This window comes from Streptomyces sp. NPDC107546 (assembly GCF_055639175.1).
The window spans coordinates 1-14,840 of the sequence record NZ_JBVKBA010000068.1 but is presented as its reverse complement, the minus strand read 5'-3'; the positions used below and the strand labels follow the sequence as shown (position 1 = coordinate 14,840).

Sequence of the window (14,840 nt, the reverse complement as noted above, 5' to 3'; positions counted from 1 at the left end):
CAACGTCGCCCGAACACGATTGACTTCATGTGCGTCCACACAGTCCTCATGCCCCTGAACACGGCACGCAGACAGACGTAACGGAGTCCTACTAGCAGGGCCACCACTTGGCGCGGTTGGGGCCGGCCCGCCGCGTGCCGTGGGCGCACTGGCGGCGCTGGTGGTGGCGGTGATCGTTGTTGTCAGCCGGCTGGTTGTCCGTGGGGGCTGGCAGCATGCCCGTCCCGCGCGGGATGAGCTTGTGGTTCGCTCATGGTGTCTGCGGTGTTCTGCGCGAGAGGGAGGGAAGACAGAACGGTCCTGGTGATGACGCTGGTGCTGTGGTTCGCTGTGAGGCGCAGACGGGCGGTGATCTGCTTTCCCTGGGCGCGGGGTGTGACGGCCAGACTGTTGCTGGCCGCGCGCACCAGGTGCAGTCCGCGGCCGCCGGCCCGGTTCCGGTCAGGCCTCCTGAAAACCGGTTGCTCGGTAGAGGTGTCCCACACGGTGATCGACAGCTCCTCGCCGGTGAGCTGCAGGATCAGGCCGCAGGGTCCGGGGGCGTGCCGGATGGCGTTCGTCACGAGTTCACTGACGGCGAGCTCGGCGTCCAGGACGACGTGTTCGGGCACGTGGGGACGGCCGGAATGCGGGGCGTGGGCGAGAAAGGCGCGCAGGGCCTGGCGCGCGTCCACGGCACGGGCGGCGCCGCTGGCCCAGGCCGCGATGTAGTGCGGCGTGGCCTGCTCACCCGTGCCCTGCGCCTGTGCCGCCTGCTTCCTAAGCGGGATGACCATGCGGGGCTCTTTCTATTGTTTTTCGGCCGCTTCTTTTGCTGAGCGGCGTTTTGCCCGGCGTGTACCCCGGCTGGCGAACGCGCACACTGTCGGCCTGCTCACATTGTCGCCGTCCTGGGGCGGTGTACCTGCTGGTGGGACGGTGCTCGCCGGACGGCGCAGAGCCGTCAGCCGCACATCCGGATGGCAGTCCCTGGGCCCTGGCCGCAAGCGCCGAGCGCAGACCCCGGCTCCTGAGGCCGGCCTTTGACGTGGGCTGCGCTAAAGCGCAACCGGCTGAGCGCTGCGCCGATCCCCGGCCGCGGCCGCCGCTCATCCCGCCCGCTCCTTCTCCTTGACTCCAGCCAGCGGCGTTTCAGGCGCGCGGCCCCTACACCAGGTCGTCGGGGATGGCCTCCAGGTGCGGCGGACGCCGACGGCTGCGACCGTATTAGTGAAGGCAAGTAGCGACGGGCATGGACGGAGGCGGCCGTCGTGCCGTGGCGGATCCTTCGCTCCACAGGGAGCTGGTCGAGCACTGCGTGCAAAAAGAGCACACACGCGTCAGATGGAGCACACAACATACACACTGTGTGTGGTCTCAGGCACCAGTCAGCTGCACGGTCCTGTATGTGGCACGCAGCCAGTTTGCCGGCGCCATGGCACCCGAAAGGCGCCCCGGTGACCAGCCAGCCTGCGGGACGTGCCTCTCTGCCCCGGGGTCTCCTGACAGCCGCCTTCTCCGTCGCCGTTCTCTTGCTCGATGCCCTCTTTGCCGCGGCGCTCGCGATCCACCGGGTCAGGCGCTCACAGTTCCGGCAGATATCGCAGCGATCTCGTCTTCCTCACCTTCGTCGATGCCCACCCGATCATCGGCCGCCAGCTCAGGCGACGGCGACTCCCGACCCTCGGCGCTGTGCCCGCAGAGCCGAGGGAACCGATGCGCCCCGCCGCCTCGCAACATCACATCGCCGTAGCAGAAAGGGTTATGAAGGGCCCTCATGATGACTACATCCGCCACTGAGCAAGTTCTGGCGGGCCTGGATGCCACCCTGATCCAGGACCTCGAAGCGCTCTACCAGGACCTGCACGCCCACCCAGAACTGTCCTTCGAGGAGCACCGCACGGCCGCCGAAGTCTCCCGCAACGCAAGGGAGCTGGGTTACGAGGTCACCGAGGGCGTGGGGCGGACCGGCGTCGTGGCCAAGCTGGTGAAAGGCGAAGGCCCGACCGTGCTGTTGCGTGCCGACTTCGACGCGCTGCCCGTCACCGAGCGGACCGGACTGCCCTACGCCTCGACGAACGAGGGAGTGATGCACGCCTGCGGCCACGACGTGCACGTCACCTGCCTGCTCGGCGCCATGGCGCTCCTCGCCGGCGTACCCGAACAGTTGTGGTCGGGCACTGTTCTGGCCGTGTTCCAGCCCGCCGAAGAGCTCGGCCAGGGCGCCCAGGCCATGATCGACGACGGCCTGTATGCCCGCTTCGGCACCCCCGACGTCGTCCTCGGGCAGCACGTGATGTCGATCCCGGTCGGCACGATCGCCTGCCACCCGGGGCTCGCCTTCGCCGCCACCGACGCGCTCGAAGTGCGCATGTTCGGGCGCGGGGCACACGGGTCGATGCCAGAAGCGGCGATCGACCCGGTGGTGATGGCGGCCTCCACCGTGATGCGGCTGCAGACCGTGGTCTCCCGCGAGATCGCCTCCAAAGACCGGGCTGTGGTCACCGTCGGCGCTCTGCAGGCCGGGACGAAGGACAACATCATCCCGGACGAGGCCGAACTCCAGCTCAACATCCGCACCTACACCCCGCAGGTCCGCGCGACCGTCCTGAACGCGGTCGAGCGGATCGTACGCGGTGAGGCGGCGGTCGCCGGGGCGCAACGGGAGCCCGAGATCGACACAATGCACACCTTCCCGTTGATGTTCAACGACGAGGCCGCGTGTGCCCGCGCCCTGGCCGCCATCGGTGACGTGGTCGGCCACGACAAGTTGAACGACCCCGGCGCCTCCTCCGGCAGTGAGGACGTCGGCGTCTTCGGCACCAGCGCGAACGTCCCGGTCTGTTACTGGCTGCTCGGCGGCACAGACCCCGACGCCTTTGCCAAAGCTGATGCCGCAGGCACCAGGAACCGGGACATTCCGCAAAACCACTCGCCGTTCTTCGCGCCCGTCATGGAGCCCACCCTCACCAACGGCGTCACGGCGCTGACGGCTGCGGCCCTCGCGTGGCTCGGCCCGGCCGCACACCCGGCGTAACAACCTGTGCGATCGCGGGAGCCAGCGAACCGCACAGCGCCAGCGAGGTTAGACACGGCGGCAGGGTGACCGGCTGCTGGAGTCCCGTCATAGGCCGGGGAAGGGCTCCAGCAGGGATTCCAGGACGTGATCGGGTGCCACGGCCTTCAGCGCTTGAGCGGTGTAGTGGCCGCTGGCCACGGCGACAGCGGTGGCGTTAGCAGCGTGCGCAGCCTGTACGTCGAGCGGTGTATCGCCTACGACGTACACGTCCTGGACCGCCAAGTCCCTTCCGTGCAGCCGGGCGGCCTTGGCGATGGCCAGGCGGGTCACTTCCGTCCGGTCGGGAGAGTCCGAGCCGTAGGCTCCGAAGACGAAGTAGCGGCCCAGGTTCGCGGGCTCGAGTTTCGTCCGCGCGGCGCCTTCCATGGCTCCGGACAGGACCCCCAGGATGATCCCGGCGTTCGCGATTTGCGTCAGTGTCTCCTCGACCCCATCCAGGACTCGGTAGTGCACTGAGGTCCGGATGTCATCCGACAGGTGCCACAGGTAGGCGGCGTACAGGCGGGCCATCTCGTCGTGGTTCGGATCGCGGCCGAGCACGGCTCGGAAGGTCTTCCAGCCAACCTCGGGATCGGTCTCGCCGGCCGATGTGTGCTTTCCGATGTCGGCGGCGACTCCGTGCAGTTGGTCGAAGGCCCACGCCCAGCTGCGTGCTCCAGCTCCCCCGGTGTGAACGAGGGTTTCGTCGATGTCGAACAGCACGGCGATCGGTGCTGCCATATCTGTTCTCCTGTGATCAGGGGCGATGGGTGGGAGCCGTCGCGGCCAACGCGATATCGGGAACGTTGCTGCGGATTGTGCTGCCACCAGAGTGCCCCCTGTTCAGCGCGGTGGCGACTCGGCTCCGGCCCGTAAGGTGACGCGGCGGAGTCGGCCGGCCATCGGGGGTAAGTCAGCCGTCGTTGTCCGGTCACAGGTCGGGGTGGTACGGGAGAAGGCAGATCACCGCGTTGGTTCGGGAGCTGAGCACGGTGGCGAGCAGGATGCCCCGCTGGTTCTGCAGAATGCGGTAGCGGCGGTGACGGGCGATGACGCGCCCTGTACAGCCACGGACGGTGACGGTCCGGGACACCACGCGGCCGCCAGGCCCGAACGCCGCAGTCGCGGCAGCGCCGGCGCAGAAGACACGGGGATGCAGGATCGGTCCCAGGACGGAATCTGCTCCGGGGAGAGCGGATTGTCGAGGTCCGCAGGCGCTGGGTGGTCGGGCCCGGGGCGACCGAACGGAACACCGCCGACTGGTCACCCTGCGGACCGGCAGGGCATGGGACCGGCGCCATTGGACAGCACGCCACCTACGCCGACACCGCCGATCCCCTCATGCACCTGGTGGCCGCAGTTCTTCAGATGCACCGCCACCCGGGTCGCGGTCCGGTGTCGCTGGTGATCCCGTCATGCAGGCCCTGGTAGAGCTCTTTCAGTTCGGACCGGCTACCTCCGAGTCCTGCCAGCACCGCATGTGCGGATTCCTTGAGAGCCATGCGTGCTCCTCTTCCTCAGTGAGCGATCACCTGCGTTTTTCCTCCGCGGGGTCGGACTGACTGGTGAGTCAGGAATCCTGATCCTGCGATGTTCCCGGTCTCCAGTCGGGGCTGCGTGGGAGTCTCCAGTCCCAGGTGAGCGCGGCCAGCCGTAGTGAAACGCCGATGACGATGCCGGCCAGGATGCCGACGGTGGGGGCGCCGAGCCGGCGGCAGAGGACCATGACCCCGCTCACCAGCACGGCGACGGTCGCGTACAAGCGGTTGCCGCCGAAGATGGCGGGGGTGCGGTTCAGCATGATGTCCCGGATGGCACCACCGCCGACTGCTGTGATCGTGCCCAGCAGCACGGCCGGCAGCCAGCCCAGACCAACAGCGAGGGTCTTCTGCGCCCCGGCGACCGCCCAGACACTGAGCGCCAGGGCGTCGAGCAGGTTGAAGGGCAGGCCTGTGGTGTGGCGGCTCAGATCGGCCACGAAGGCCAGCATGGTGCCGGCGGCGGCTACGGCGATATAGGTGTAGTCGGTCAGAGCCACAGGGGTGCCGTGCTGCAACAGGGTGTCGCGGACGATCCCGCCGCCCAAGCCCGAGACGATGCCGACGGCCAGGAAGCCGAACAGGTCCAGACGGCGGTCCCGTGCCAGCACGCCGCCGAGCATGCCGTTGACGAACACCCCGCTCAGGTCCAGCGCCCGGGTCACCTCGGCCACGTTCTGCGGGGACAATGAGCCGGCCACGCATCAGCACCTTCCTTCCCCACCGTCGAAGGAGCCCCAGTGGGGACCCGTCTGCCGAGTAGACGCGAATGCGTTCGGGGTCCTGGCAGACTTCTGGTTGCGGGGATCGGCCGGCTGTCACGGCAGGATCGCGATGGCGCTAGACCAGTTCAGGCCAAGCCGTTCCTGTGAGGCCATGTGCAGGAACTGGAAGGCTTCCAGCTCGCGTGCCCGGCGCAGCGGTCCCACGTCCAGGGGGCGCAGCCCTGCGGAGGAGACCAGGTCCGTTACGGCCTGTTTTGCCGTGTCATCGTCTGCGGCGATGAAGACGTCCAGTGGCCGGCCGGCCACCTGGCCTGCGGTGAGCGGCCCGGCGAAGGTGGTGTTGAAGGCTTTGACCACCCGGCTTTCCGGCGCGGCGGCGGCGATCTGTTCGGCAGCTGAGGTGCCGGGAGGTACGACGAGTGATTCGAAGGTGGTGAAATCCACCGGGTTGGAGATGTCGACGACGATCCTTCCTGCCAGGGCGCTGTGCCATGCTGCGGCAATGTCGCGTCCGGCCGGATAAGGCACGGCGAGCACCAGGATGTCGGAATCAGCCGTATCATCGGCTTCCACCGCGGTGACATCCGCTCCGGGGATCGCCTGGCCCAACGCGGTGGCCAGGTCTTCTGCCTTGGCCGGCTTGCGATCGTGCAGACGGACGGAGTGCCCGCCTGCCAATGCCCGAGTACCGATACCGCGGGCCATGTTCCCGGCACCGACGATGGTGACGATCATGCGTGGCTCCTCGATGGACGTCACATGCCTTCCACCCTCACACCCCCCGACGGACACTGCCACCGACCGGCCCTCTTCCGGCTGACGCCGCAGGCCAGGCCCGTCCGACAGAAGCGGCCGTGTAGCCCGGTTCGATGAAGGACTGCCGGTGCGCGGGTCGTGGGCCGTCTCGCCTACGTGTCGCCGTCCCTATGGGTGAGCGCTGCGCCGACCACCAGGCCAATGGCGAGGGCGGTGACGATCGTGACCAGTTTCAGCAGGTCCTGGAAACCCGACATAGCCGCCGGCCAGAGTGGTCAGGCCGCGCATGCCGAGCGAGCCGACGGTGAGCGTGAAGAAGTCGGGCAGCATCAGGAGCAGCCGGGGCGAGCGACGTGGCCCGCGCGCGATCAGCGTAGCCGCGGCAGCGAGGACCACTGCGGCGACGAACGTGCCACCCGTCTCCCCGACGAGCTTCGTGAACGCCGACTGCACACCAACGGTGACGTAGACAAGGAGGAGCAGCAGCCGGAAAAAGCGCAGGGGGATCGCGAAAGCGAGCAGCGTGCCCGCCACGAAGACGATCCAGGCCACGAACAGCGCCCACTGGGGCAGGTCGGAGTGGGCGGCGACATCGAAGAGGGCGTGAGGGGAGGCGCCGGTGAAGAAGACACCGAACAGCACACCGACATACAGCTGGACCAGGAGAAAGGCGGAGTACACGAGCCGGATCGCACCAGTGGTGATCAGACCGGCCGCCAGCTCGGCGGTCGCCGCACTCGAGTAGTCCCCGGGGACGAAGTAGAACAACGCAGGGAGCATCAGCAGCACGGGACCACCGTGCTGCAGGGTTGTCGGCGAACAGCTCGATCGTGGCGATGGAGACCACCGTCGACACCATCAGCGGAAGGATCCAGTGCAGCCGGGGCACGCGGTCTCCGTGACCACGAGAGCCGCGGCGAGCGCGCCCAGCACGGCCGTGGTGGCGATCACGTTTACTGTTCATGTGTTCGCCAGGGTTCGCCACCCGGAGCCACCCACCCACGCGCTACACGTGTTCGAACACGGCGAAGGGGCAGTCGCCTCCCGGCCCGGGGGGATTTGCGCATGGCGGATGCGGTTGATCTTGTAACAGCCGCGGACGCCCGGATTGCAGCCCTGGCGGAGACCCTTGACACTCCCTGGAGTCCTGCGGCTCCAGGCGCTGCTCGAAGTCCTGCGGGAGCACCTGCTGACCGGCGGCCCCCGCTCGGAACCCAGGGCGGAGAGGCATCGGCAATGTCGGCCGGTGGACCCACCCCTCTTCGTGGACCAGCGATTTCTGGCCCGATCGAGTGAATTCACCTTCCTGGCGGCCTATTGCTTCGCCCAGCACCCAAAGTGATAAGGGCGTGCGGGAAGTTCCCGAGAAGGAGGAGACATGCACGTTTCCTTGGCCGTAGGGCGGCGGAGCGTCGCAGTAGTGGCTACGGCGCTGTTGGGGGCGGTGATGCCGCTGTCAGGGACCGCCTCGGCGGCCGAGCCGTCCGGCCACTTCGGGCCCACCCTGCGGCAGGACGGTTTTCCGGAGGGCTATTTCTTCGTCCGGAACGTGTACAGCGGCAAGGTGCTCGACGCCAAAGACGGAAGCACCGCGCCCGGCAGCCGGGTCGTCGTCCAGGACAGGAAGCCCAGCGACAACGATGACCAACTGTGGAAATATGACGAGGGCTTCCTTGTCAACAAGAAGAGTGGGCTCGTCCTTCAAGTGCCCGGGCACGAAAACGGTGGAGCCATCGCACCGGGAACGGTTCTCGATCAAGACAAAAGGCGCGAACCGCCCAGCAACATCGGCCAACTCTGGGCCTCCAACCATGAGCAGCTGATGCCTTACGACCCCAAGGTTGCCGTCACCGCCAAAGATGGCGACTTCACATCGGGCACTGACGTTGTTGTCGATCAGCTGGACTCGGGCAACCCTAAGTACGAGTGGGTTTTCGACTTGCCGTAGACACGAAGACCAACGGTGCCATACCTCGGCACGCATGCAGTCTCTTCAGGGCAGCCCTGCCGACACACTTGGGCGAGCGCCGACGGCCGCAGTGCTGTCGGCGCCAGCCCGGCTGGTCAGTTCAGGCCCAGTTTGGCCAGGGCGGTGGTCCAGTCGCTGGCGATGGCGTGCTGGGCTGCGGCGAGGGTGACTACGGTGGCACACCGCGCCCGATCGGAAAAGCACCACCTATGCCCCACCCACCAGACCATTTAGGCGCGACAGCTGTCCCGTCTCAACCGAACCGAAGCGGATCGTCCTGACAGTCCTTCGGCCTTCGGCGCTCATTCGACCTGGGCGACCTTGTAGGCGATCCCGCCTTCGATGAGGTAACCCGCTCCGACGCAGACGATGTCGTTCAGCCATGCGTACTCCTGCGATCCGGTCTCGAAAAGCGGGTTGGTGCGGAAGTAGTACCGGGCCGGGTCGATGTCGTACCTCTTGGCCGGATCGGCGATGTCGGCCCGCAATTCGGGCGGGGTGACCCAGCGGCCGCCGTAGGTCATGTACACCAGGGCGCCGTCGTGGGTGCGCAGGGTGAGGCGCACGTCCAGTGACATCGTCCCGTCGGGGCGGAACAGTGCCCAGTCGCCGCCGATAGGGAGCACGTCGCCGTGCAGGCGCGGTCCGTGGAAGGTGCCTCCCGTGTCGCCGAAGAGGGTTCTGCGGCCGAGCGGGCCGGTGCCGAAGTCCAGTCGGGGGCTCAGGTCGATGACGAGGTCGAACAGGTGGCGCGTGGTGATCTCGCCCAAGGACTTCGTGCGGGGGTCGGGGGTCATGCGCTGCCTCCCAGCAGGGTGTGCCGGACCTGGTCGGTGGAGACGCCCGACTGGGCACACAGCTCCGCGAGGTCGAGGAAGAACCGCTCGCCGGCGATCAGGCCGTCAGCGAAGGTGAACTGGAGGAACACCGGCAGTTCGGCGCGCCTGCCGTTGGGCGTCGCGCCGAACCGGTCACCGGTCATGGTCATGCGTGCCGTTCCCCAGCAGGCCAGGGTGTCGTCGTTGCCGGCGTGCCCGTCGAGGGTGACCTCGTAGTCGGGGAAGGACGCGAAGAAGCGTGCCAGCGCCTTCTCATTGTCGGGCAGGCCGCGGGCCTTGGTGCCGAAGGGTGGCGACTCCAGCAGTACGTCCTGGTGCAGGAGCCGGAGCGCCGCGGGCAGGTCCTGACGGCTCTTGGCGTGCGCCAGTGCCTGGGCGAGCTCGAACATCTGATGGGTGTTCACACAGAAAACGTACGGTCGTACGCATGTATTTCGCAAGGGGGGTGGCACAATGAGGACGGTGAGCGAGGATGTGCAGGACGGGCGCCTGCTTCGAGGTCTGCGGTCGCGACGGACGATCGTGCGGCACGCCGTCGACACGGCGTCGTTGGAGGGGCTCGACGGGCTCAGCTTCGGTCGGCTCGCGACGGACCTGAACGTGGGCAAGAGCAGCGTCCAGACACTCTTCGCCACGAAGGAGAAGCTCCAACTGGCCGTGATCGAGGCGGCGCGCGAGGCCTTCGAGGAGGCCGTGATCCGCCCCGCGCTGGCCCGCCCCCAGGGCGCCGAGCGGCTGCGCGCCCTGGTCGAGCACTGGCTCGCCTACGCCGAGCAGCCGCTGTTCCCGGGCGGCTGCTTCTGGGCGGCGAACCTGCCCGAGTTCGACAGCCGGCCAGGCCCGGTGCGGGACATGTTGGCTGGCCAGCAACGAGCCTGGCGCGACCGCATCGCCGCCGAGCTGCGACACGCCGTCGATGATGCGGGGACGAGTGCCGGCCTCGATGCCGACCTCACAGCGTTCCAGATCGACGCCGTGCTCACCGCCGCGAACACCGCGATGCGCCTGGGCGACGACACGGCGACCGCGAAGGTCCGCCGTGTCGTAGACAGCCTTCTCGCGCCGCTGGCCGCGCCCGGCTGAGAAATGATCACTCGTTCTCGAGGTCGTCAGCGAGGCGGCGGGCTGCTCCGGTCTCGATGGGACCGCGTGGTTCGATCTCCTCGCCGGCGAGGCGGGCGGCCATGAGCCGGATCATCGCGACCTTGATCATCGCTTCGGCGTGCGCGACGAACGCCGCACTGTTGTGATCAACGCGTTCTTCGACCTCGCCGACACCGTCATCACCGTCCGCAGCCTGATCCGACGAGCGTGGTTCACTCACCGCTGGGACGGCCGCTCACGGCGCCGCCGGTGACTCAACTCTCTTCCTGCGGATCCTGGTTCGTCTGGTGCACGCCGTCCAGATCATCGGCGTAGTGCTCGATCGCCCGCCGGAGTCCTGCACCCGACGGTCGCTGCTGGTGGCGGCCAGCGTCTTCAGCAGCAGGGGCACCGCCTCGCGGCCCCTCACCATCGTTGTAGCGCAGGATCGTCGGGGACTCCTCAAGCCCGTGCTGCAGGGTTTGCACGGCCGATCTGTACCGGCCCAGGACCCGGTGAGTGCTCCCCAGCCCGAGGAAAGCTCCGTGACGATCCTCCGGAGACAGGCCCGCACCGCCCAGGGCCCGCTCGTAGAAGGGGACGGCTTCGCGCTCCACGCCGAGGACATCGTGCACCCAGGCCGTCTGGTAGGCGATCTCGGCATCCTCGGGATCCCGCTCGGCCAGCTCCACCAGTTGTTTCCGGGCCTACCCAGCCTGGCCCTGTTCTCGCAACTCCACCGCTCGCGCCAGCCCCGTATCCCTCTCGCGATCACCGCTCAAGCCGTCCTACGGTGGCACACCGCGCCCGATCGGAAAAGCACCACCTCTGCCCCACCCACCACTCGGGAACCTGATCAGGTGGTCACCGCTTGCGATTGGGGCTCCACTCGTAAGCTCCTGGTGCGGTCTCGATGACTTCGCGGGGCCAGGTCAGTCGGACCTGTTCCAGGCGCCCGCGGTGCTCGGCGATCCAGTCTTCCTGGGGTCGGGTTCCCAGGGCTGTCGTAAGGCGGTCCGGGTCGCTGACCTGGATCGACAGCCAGCCGTCTTCGTGCACGTGGATGTCGAGGCTCAGGCCGCGGTCTCCGCCGATGCTGACCGTCTGGCCTGGCCCCAGGTTGGACAACTCCTGCTCCCAGGAGTCCAGGTCATGCTGGAAGAGGTAAAGGTCGAGCCGGGCGTCGAGGAAACTTGCGGAGACGAGCACGTCCGCGTGCAGAATGTCGTGGCCGGTCAGCACGCCCGGCTGGGACCGTCCTGTGACGCGCACGATACAGCGGTTCCCATCCGGATCGGCGAGGTGGATCAGATCCATCGGAGCGGGTTCCGTCATTGAGTTACTCGCTTTCGTGCGCTGGCGTGGCCTGCATCGTCTCCTATCGCCGGACGAGCGAAAGAGTCAGGCCCAGGACTGGAGAGTCACGTGCCCAGGGTCCAAGCCGGTGCCGGCAAGACAGCCGTCGATCACGTCTGGCCCGTACTGGAGCCTCTTGAGTCGATGCTTGACCGCGCGGGTGACTTGACGAAGGCTGGCGGCGGCAAGGTTGCCGATGTCGCGCTTGACCAGGGACCACACGCCCTCGGTTGGGTCGAGGTCGGGCGCGTAGGTGGGCGGCTGAACGACGGTAAGCCACTCGGCGTTCGCGTCGATGAACTCGCGCAGTGGCTTCGTCAGATGCAGTCGGACGTTGTCCCAGATCAGCACGATCGGGCCACCCAACTGGATGCGGGCCCGGACGATCAGATCACGGAAATCGCGCCAGCCGAAGCCCTTCGGCTGGTCCTTGCGCCCGGTGTACTCCCGGACCGCATAGAACAGCCGAGCTCTCGGTCCGCCCTGGGACCAGGCCCTGCGCCAACGCTGTACCGACCGGGCGCTGACCCGCAGGTCGTGCGCGTCCGCTCCGCCGCCGCCTTCGTCCTGGCGACGGCGACCGGCGAGATGCCGCGCATCTCCTCCGCCCTGCACAGCAGGCTGGCCGTGGAAGATGATCCGGCGGTCCGGGTGAGCCTGATCCTGGCAATCGCTCAACTTGCCCGCGAAGACCCGGACGAACACGCTCCCGCGTGGGCCCGGGCCCTGTGGTCGGACGCTGCCCAGCCGCTCGAGACGCGCGTCGGTGCTGCCCTTGCCTGGCTGTGCCTGGTCGATGACCCCGTCCCCGACGAACTCCGCACCCTCCTCACCGACCCTTGCACCGACCAACTCAGCGAGCTGTTCCAGCAGGTGCCGTGGCTTCCCCCGGTCGACTACTACGACAGCGGGCTGCGCCGCTGCATCCACGAAATGATCACGCCGGATGTTCCCTGGAACAGTGCTTGATGGTCCTCGCCAGGAGGGCGGAGGACCATCACGTTGGAGCCTTCAACGGTCAGCCGGCCTTGGCGGGTGCTTCGGCCCGCGCCCGGGTGCTGGCGAGGCGGTAGGAGTCGGTGCCCGTCGCAATGATGGTGCCGTTGAAGGTCAGGCGGTCGACGATGGCCGCGCAGAGACGGGGATCGGTGAACGTTTTCGTCCAGCCGCCGAAGGACTCGTTGGAGGCGATGGCGATGCTGTTCTTCTCCTCGCGTTCGGTGAGGACCTGGAAGAGCAGTTCGGCGCCGCGGCGGTCGAGTTCCATGTAGCCGAGCTCGTCGATGCAGAGCAGGTCGACGCGGCCGTAGCGGGCGATGGTCTTGTTCAGCTGCTTCTCGTCGGCGGCTTCCACCAGCTCGTTCACCAGCTTGGTGGCGAGCGTGTGGCGAACGCGGTAGCCCTGCATCGCGGCTTCGGTGCCCAGGGCGATGAGCATGTGGGACTTGCCGGTGCCAGAGTCGCCGATCAGGCAGAGCGGCTGGCTTTTCAGCAGAACGTCCAGACTCGTGATCCGAACTCGGTAAACGCCAAAGAGTGCGCGCGGACCCCCACCTGCCTATCCTGAATCTGCGGTGTCTTCCTCGCGTCCAGAAGAAGGGGATGCGGCGCATGGGCAACGGCGTATGGCTATCCCGAGACCCGAGACACCCGCACAGCCAAGACGCCTACTGCCAGGAGCGGGCATGGCTGATCGCGCAACGATGGAGCGTATCTGGGAAGCCCACACCGCCGGCGAGTTCGTGGCGCAGGACGTGGAGGCTACGATGGCCACGATGGACGACGACCCCATCGTCGTCCATGTGCCGACCGCCATGGGCGGTAGTGGGTACGACGGCGTCAAGGACTTCTACGCACGCTGGTTCATTGGACGGAACCCGGACGATTTCACTGTGCGTTCGATATCCCGCACGGTGGGAGACGACAGCCTCGTAGACGAAATGATCGTGTCGTTCACCCACGACATCGAGGTGCCCTGGATTCTGCCTGGATTGGCACCCACCGGGCAGCGGGTCCGTATACCCGTCATCGCCGTCGTGGACTTCCGAGGCCCGCATGTGCGGAGCGAGCGCATCTACTGGGATCAAACCGCGGTGCTCGCGCAGACGCAGTTGCTGAACGACGACATCGTCCGGCGCCTGCCCGTGGTCACCACACCGTTGGACGTACTGGACGGCAGGGTCCCCCTCAACCAGCTGACGTCGCCCCGCCTCGATGTCGACCCGTGAAGGTCAATCCCCTCGAACCCGGAACCGGTCGTAGATCGTAGCTGCGCAGGTCAGGGATCGGCCCACGTTCACCCAACGGTGGATGCGCCTCGATCAACTCCCATCGGCATCAGTCACATCACCACGCGTCACAGATCGTTCCTGCAGCAGCCGGAAGCCTCCCGGGAGCCGCGTTCCGCCCGTACTTCGAAGAGGCGCACACCCTGCCCTCCGACCCGAACCTCCTCTAACACGGCCCCGAGCCGCGTCATGTCCGCGCCGATCATCTCGGAGCAGGACAGGACGACGGGCATAGCCCGCATGCTCAGGCAGCCGCCAGCAGTTCTTGCGCTCGGTCCCCGACAACAACCCGAGCAGATAGCCGCGGGCGGCGGCCCGAGGTTTTACCCGCCCGAACAGACCCGCGATCCGAGCCATGGCCTGGTTGAACAACGCCCGCCATCGGACAGGGCCTATGCTATGGCCTGCGGCCACCGCAGGATCTTCAAGAGTCCACACAACCCTTGATCATCTCGCCGTGGCCACACGCGTCAGGTGTCGTAGTACTCGCCGTCGTCGCCCTGCACCCGCGCACCCGGCGCCTTCGCCACCTGGCATATCTTCGCGATCAGTGCATCGTTCGGGTGCTTGGCCACGATCCGTCCGGACCGCCACCACAGGGGCTCACGGCGCGACTGGGCGTCCAGTGCGCGGCGGTCGGTGATGACGATGACCTTGTCGCTGATTCCAGCCCCAATGAGTGAGGGCTGAACGTACAGGGCGTAGAACTCACCCATATTCCATACTCGCTTCATTACCGCGAAAGCGTCCAAAGCATGCCCAACCCACGACTCGTCCATGAGCGTCGACCGCTACCAGGTTGGTCGTGCCCTCCTTCGACCTTTCGAAGTACCGACGACGCTGCTGAACATCGGCCTCAACCGTCAGCCCACCGAGGTAGGACTGGGGCACGAGCCCTGCGTACGCGGTCTGCCAGCCGGTCACTCGTATCGCTGATACGGCCGGGATATCGGCTTCCGTCGTAGCTCGTACTGTCAACATCTCGGCACCGGACGAGACCCGTGACCACGACCGTCCGGCAATTACGGCCGAGCAGCCGCAGCAACTACACAGAGTGGCCGCTGCACGGAAGCTGTGCCAGAACCCGAGAAGAAGCAGCACTTCGACGGCGGTTTGGGAGTCACCCGGCCCCCGAGGCAGGTCGGAATGTTGATGAGTTTCGGTTCTGGTCCAACTTCTGTGGTGTGCCTACTCCCTGTGACTGTTGATCTTGCTGGTAGATCTCGCGAGATCGTCTGGAAACTGCTGG

At 67.0% G+C, this 14,840-nt stretch carries 17 protein-coding genes and 3 pseudogenes; 6 read left to right on the top strand and 14 right to left on the bottom strand.

Going from position 1 to position 14,840, the window contains the following annotated elements:
* Nucleotides 1-182: 182 nt before the first annotated feature.
* Entirely contained in the window at nucleotides 183-776 is a 594-nt protein-coding gene (locus ACZ7L1_RS38745; protein WP_471444350.1) for an ATP-binding protein, read from the bottom strand.
* Between the two features lie 983 nt (nucleotides 777-1,759).
* Here ACZ7L1_RS38745 and ACZ7L1_RS38740 point away from each other — a divergent pair.
* On the top strand, nucleotides 1,760-3,016 hold the full coding sequence (locus tag ACZ7L1_RS38740; RefSeq protein WP_471444352.1) for an amidohydrolase: 1,257 nt from the start codon (nucleotides 1,760-1,762) through the stop codon (nucleotides 3,014-3,016).
* An 87-nt stretch (nucleotides 3,017-3,103) separates the two neighbouring features.
* Here the strand turns inward: ACZ7L1_RS38740 and ACZ7L1_RS38735 are convergent, their stop codons facing one another.
* The 5 genes from ACZ7L1_RS38735 to ACZ7L1_RS38715 all read right to left on the bottom strand — a co-directional run bounded on the left by ACZ7L1_RS38735 (nucleotide 3,104) and on the right by ACZ7L1_RS38715 (nucleotide 6,845).
* Entirely contained in the window at nucleotides 3,104-3,778 is a 675-nt protein-coding gene (locus tag ACZ7L1_RS38735) for an HAD family hydrolase (RefSeq protein WP_471444348.1), read from the bottom strand.
* 190 nt (nucleotides 3,779-3,968) lie between these two features.
* Nucleotides 3,969-4,130 carry a hypothetical protein gene (locus ACZ7L1_RS38730; protein ID WP_471444346.1) on the bottom strand — a complete coding sequence of 54 codons (162 nt, stop codon included), beginning with the start codon at nucleotides 4,128-4,130 and terminating at the stop codon, nucleotides 3,969-3,971.
* Nucleotides 4,131-4,607: 477 nt separating this feature from the next.
* Nucleotides 4,608-5,276 (bottom strand): trimeric intracellular cation channel family protein, encoded by a 669-nt coding sequence (locus ACZ7L1_RS38725; RefSeq protein WP_471444344.1) that lies wholly within the window; start codon nucleotides 5,274-5,276, stop codon nucleotides 4,608-4,610.
* 117 nt (nucleotides 5,277-5,393) lie between these two features.
* Complete coding sequence (locus tag ACZ7L1_RS38720) at nucleotides 5,394-6,035, bottom strand: NADPH-dependent F420 reductase (RefSeq protein WP_471444342.1); 642 nt, start codon at nucleotides 6,033-6,035, stop codon at nucleotides 5,394-5,396.
* A gap of 189 nt (nucleotides 6,036-6,224) precedes the next feature.
* A complete protein-coding gene (locus ACZ7L1_RS38715) occupies nucleotides 6,225-6,845 on the bottom strand; it encodes a threonine/serine exporter family protein (RefSeq protein WP_471444340.1) in 621 nt (206 codons plus the stop codon).
* A 589-nt stretch (nucleotides 6,846-7,434) separates the two neighbouring features.
* On the opposite strand from ACZ7L1_RS38715, the gene ACZ7L1_RS38710 reads away from it, so the two are divergent.
* The gene (locus tag ACZ7L1_RS38710; RefSeq protein ID WP_471444338.1) at nucleotides 7,435-8,004 is read left to right on the top strand and encodes an RICIN domain-containing protein; all 570 of its coding nucleotides are present in this window, start codon (nucleotides 7,435-7,437) and stop codon (nucleotides 8,002-8,004) included.
* Nucleotides 8,005-8,327: 323 nt separating this feature from the next.
* Here the strand turns inward: ACZ7L1_RS38710 and ACZ7L1_RS38705 are convergent, their stop codons facing one another.
* Together ACZ7L1_RS38705 and ACZ7L1_RS38700 are read right to left on the bottom strand one after the other, a co-directional pair.
* Entirely contained in the window at nucleotides 8,328-8,822 is a 495-nt protein-coding gene (locus ACZ7L1_RS38705) for a DUF3237 domain-containing protein (protein WP_465396033.1), read from the bottom strand.
* Nucleotides 8,819-9,268 carry an ester cyclase gene (locus tag ACZ7L1_RS38700; protein WP_390741840.1) on the bottom strand — a complete coding sequence of 150 codons (450 nt, stop codon included), beginning with the start codon at nucleotides 9,266-9,268 and terminating at the stop codon, nucleotides 8,819-8,821. The genes ACZ7L1_RS38705 and ACZ7L1_RS38700 overlap by 4 nt, the downstream gene beginning before the upstream one ends.
* A gap of 49 nt (nucleotides 9,269-9,317) precedes the next feature.
* Here ACZ7L1_RS38700 and ACZ7L1_RS38695 point away from each other — a divergent pair, with 49 nt between their 5' ends.
* Nucleotides 9,318-9,947, top strand: coding sequence for a TetR family transcriptional regulator C-terminal domain-containing protein (locus ACZ7L1_RS38695; protein WP_390741839.1), 630 nt, complete (start codon nucleotides 9,318-9,320; stop codon nucleotides 9,945-9,947).
* 7 nt (nucleotides 9,948-9,954) lie between these two features.
* Here the strand turns inward: ACZ7L1_RS38695 and ACZ7L1_RS38690 are convergent, their stop codons facing one another.
* Nucleotides 9,955-10,077 carry a hypothetical protein gene (locus ACZ7L1_RS38690; protein WP_471444336.1) on the bottom strand — a complete coding sequence of 41 codons (123 nt, stop codon included), beginning with the start codon at nucleotides 10,075-10,077 and terminating at the stop codon, nucleotides 9,955-9,957.
* 15 nt (nucleotides 10,078-10,092) lie between these two features.
* Here ACZ7L1_RS38690 and ACZ7L1_RS38685 point away from each other — a divergent pair.
* Nucleotides 10,093-10,221, top strand: a pseudogene (locus ACZ7L1_RS38685) (IS5/IS1182 family transposase); the annotation flags it as partial.
* 1 nt (nucleotide 10,222) lies between these two features.
* On the opposite strand, the gene ACZ7L1_RS38680 reads toward ACZ7L1_RS38685, so the two are convergent.
* The 3 genes and pseudogenes from ACZ7L1_RS38680 to ACZ7L1_RS38670 form a co-directional block, all read right to left on the bottom strand.
* Nucleotides 10,223-10,639 carry a tetratricopeptide repeat protein gene (locus tag ACZ7L1_RS38680; protein ID WP_471444334.1) on the bottom strand — a complete coding sequence of 139 codons (417 nt, stop codon included), beginning with the start codon at nucleotides 10,637-10,639 and terminating at the stop codon, nucleotides 10,223-10,225.
* A 172-nt stretch (nucleotides 10,640-10,811) separates the two neighbouring features.
* Nucleotides 10,812-11,264 carry a DUF5959 family protein gene (locus ACZ7L1_RS38675; protein WP_471444332.1) on the bottom strand — a complete coding sequence of 151 codons (453 nt, stop codon included), beginning with the start codon at nucleotides 11,262-11,264 and terminating at the stop codon, nucleotides 10,812-10,814.
* Between the two features lie 84 nt (nucleotides 11,265-11,348).
* Nucleotides 11,349-11,783, bottom strand: a pseudogene (locus tag ACZ7L1_RS38670) (transposase); the annotation flags it as partial.
* A 171-nt stretch (nucleotides 11,784-11,954) separates the two neighbouring features.
* On the opposite strand from ACZ7L1_RS38670, the gene ACZ7L1_RS38665 reads away from it, so the two are divergent.
* Nucleotides 11,955-12,272 carry a hypothetical protein gene (locus ACZ7L1_RS38665; RefSeq protein ID WP_471444330.1) on the top strand — a complete coding sequence of 106 codons (318 nt, stop codon included), beginning with the start codon at nucleotides 11,955-11,957 and terminating at the stop codon, nucleotides 12,270-12,272.
* 49 nt (nucleotides 12,273-12,321) lie between these two features.
* Here the strand turns inward: ACZ7L1_RS38665 and ACZ7L1_RS38660 are convergent.
* Nucleotides 12,322-12,792, bottom strand: a pseudogene (locus ACZ7L1_RS38660) (ATP-binding protein); the annotation flags it as partial.
* Nucleotides 12,793-12,988: 196 nt separating this feature from the next.
* Here ACZ7L1_RS38660 and ACZ7L1_RS38655 point away from each other — a divergent pair.
* The gene (locus tag ACZ7L1_RS38655; RefSeq protein WP_471444328.1) at nucleotides 12,989-13,531 is read left to right on the top strand and encodes a nuclear transport factor 2 family protein; all 543 of its coding nucleotides are present in this window, start codon (nucleotides 12,989-12,991) and stop codon (nucleotides 13,529-13,531) included.
* Nucleotides 13,532-14,061: 530 nt separating this feature from the next.
* Here the strand turns inward: ACZ7L1_RS38655 and ACZ7L1_RS38650 are convergent.
* The gene (locus ACZ7L1_RS38650; protein ID WP_471444326.1) at nucleotides 14,062-14,307 is read right to left on the bottom strand and encodes a hypothetical protein; all 246 of its coding nucleotides are present in this window, start codon (nucleotides 14,305-14,307) and stop codon (nucleotides 14,062-14,064) included.
* Between the last annotated feature and the right edge of the window lie 533 nt (nucleotides 14,308-14,840).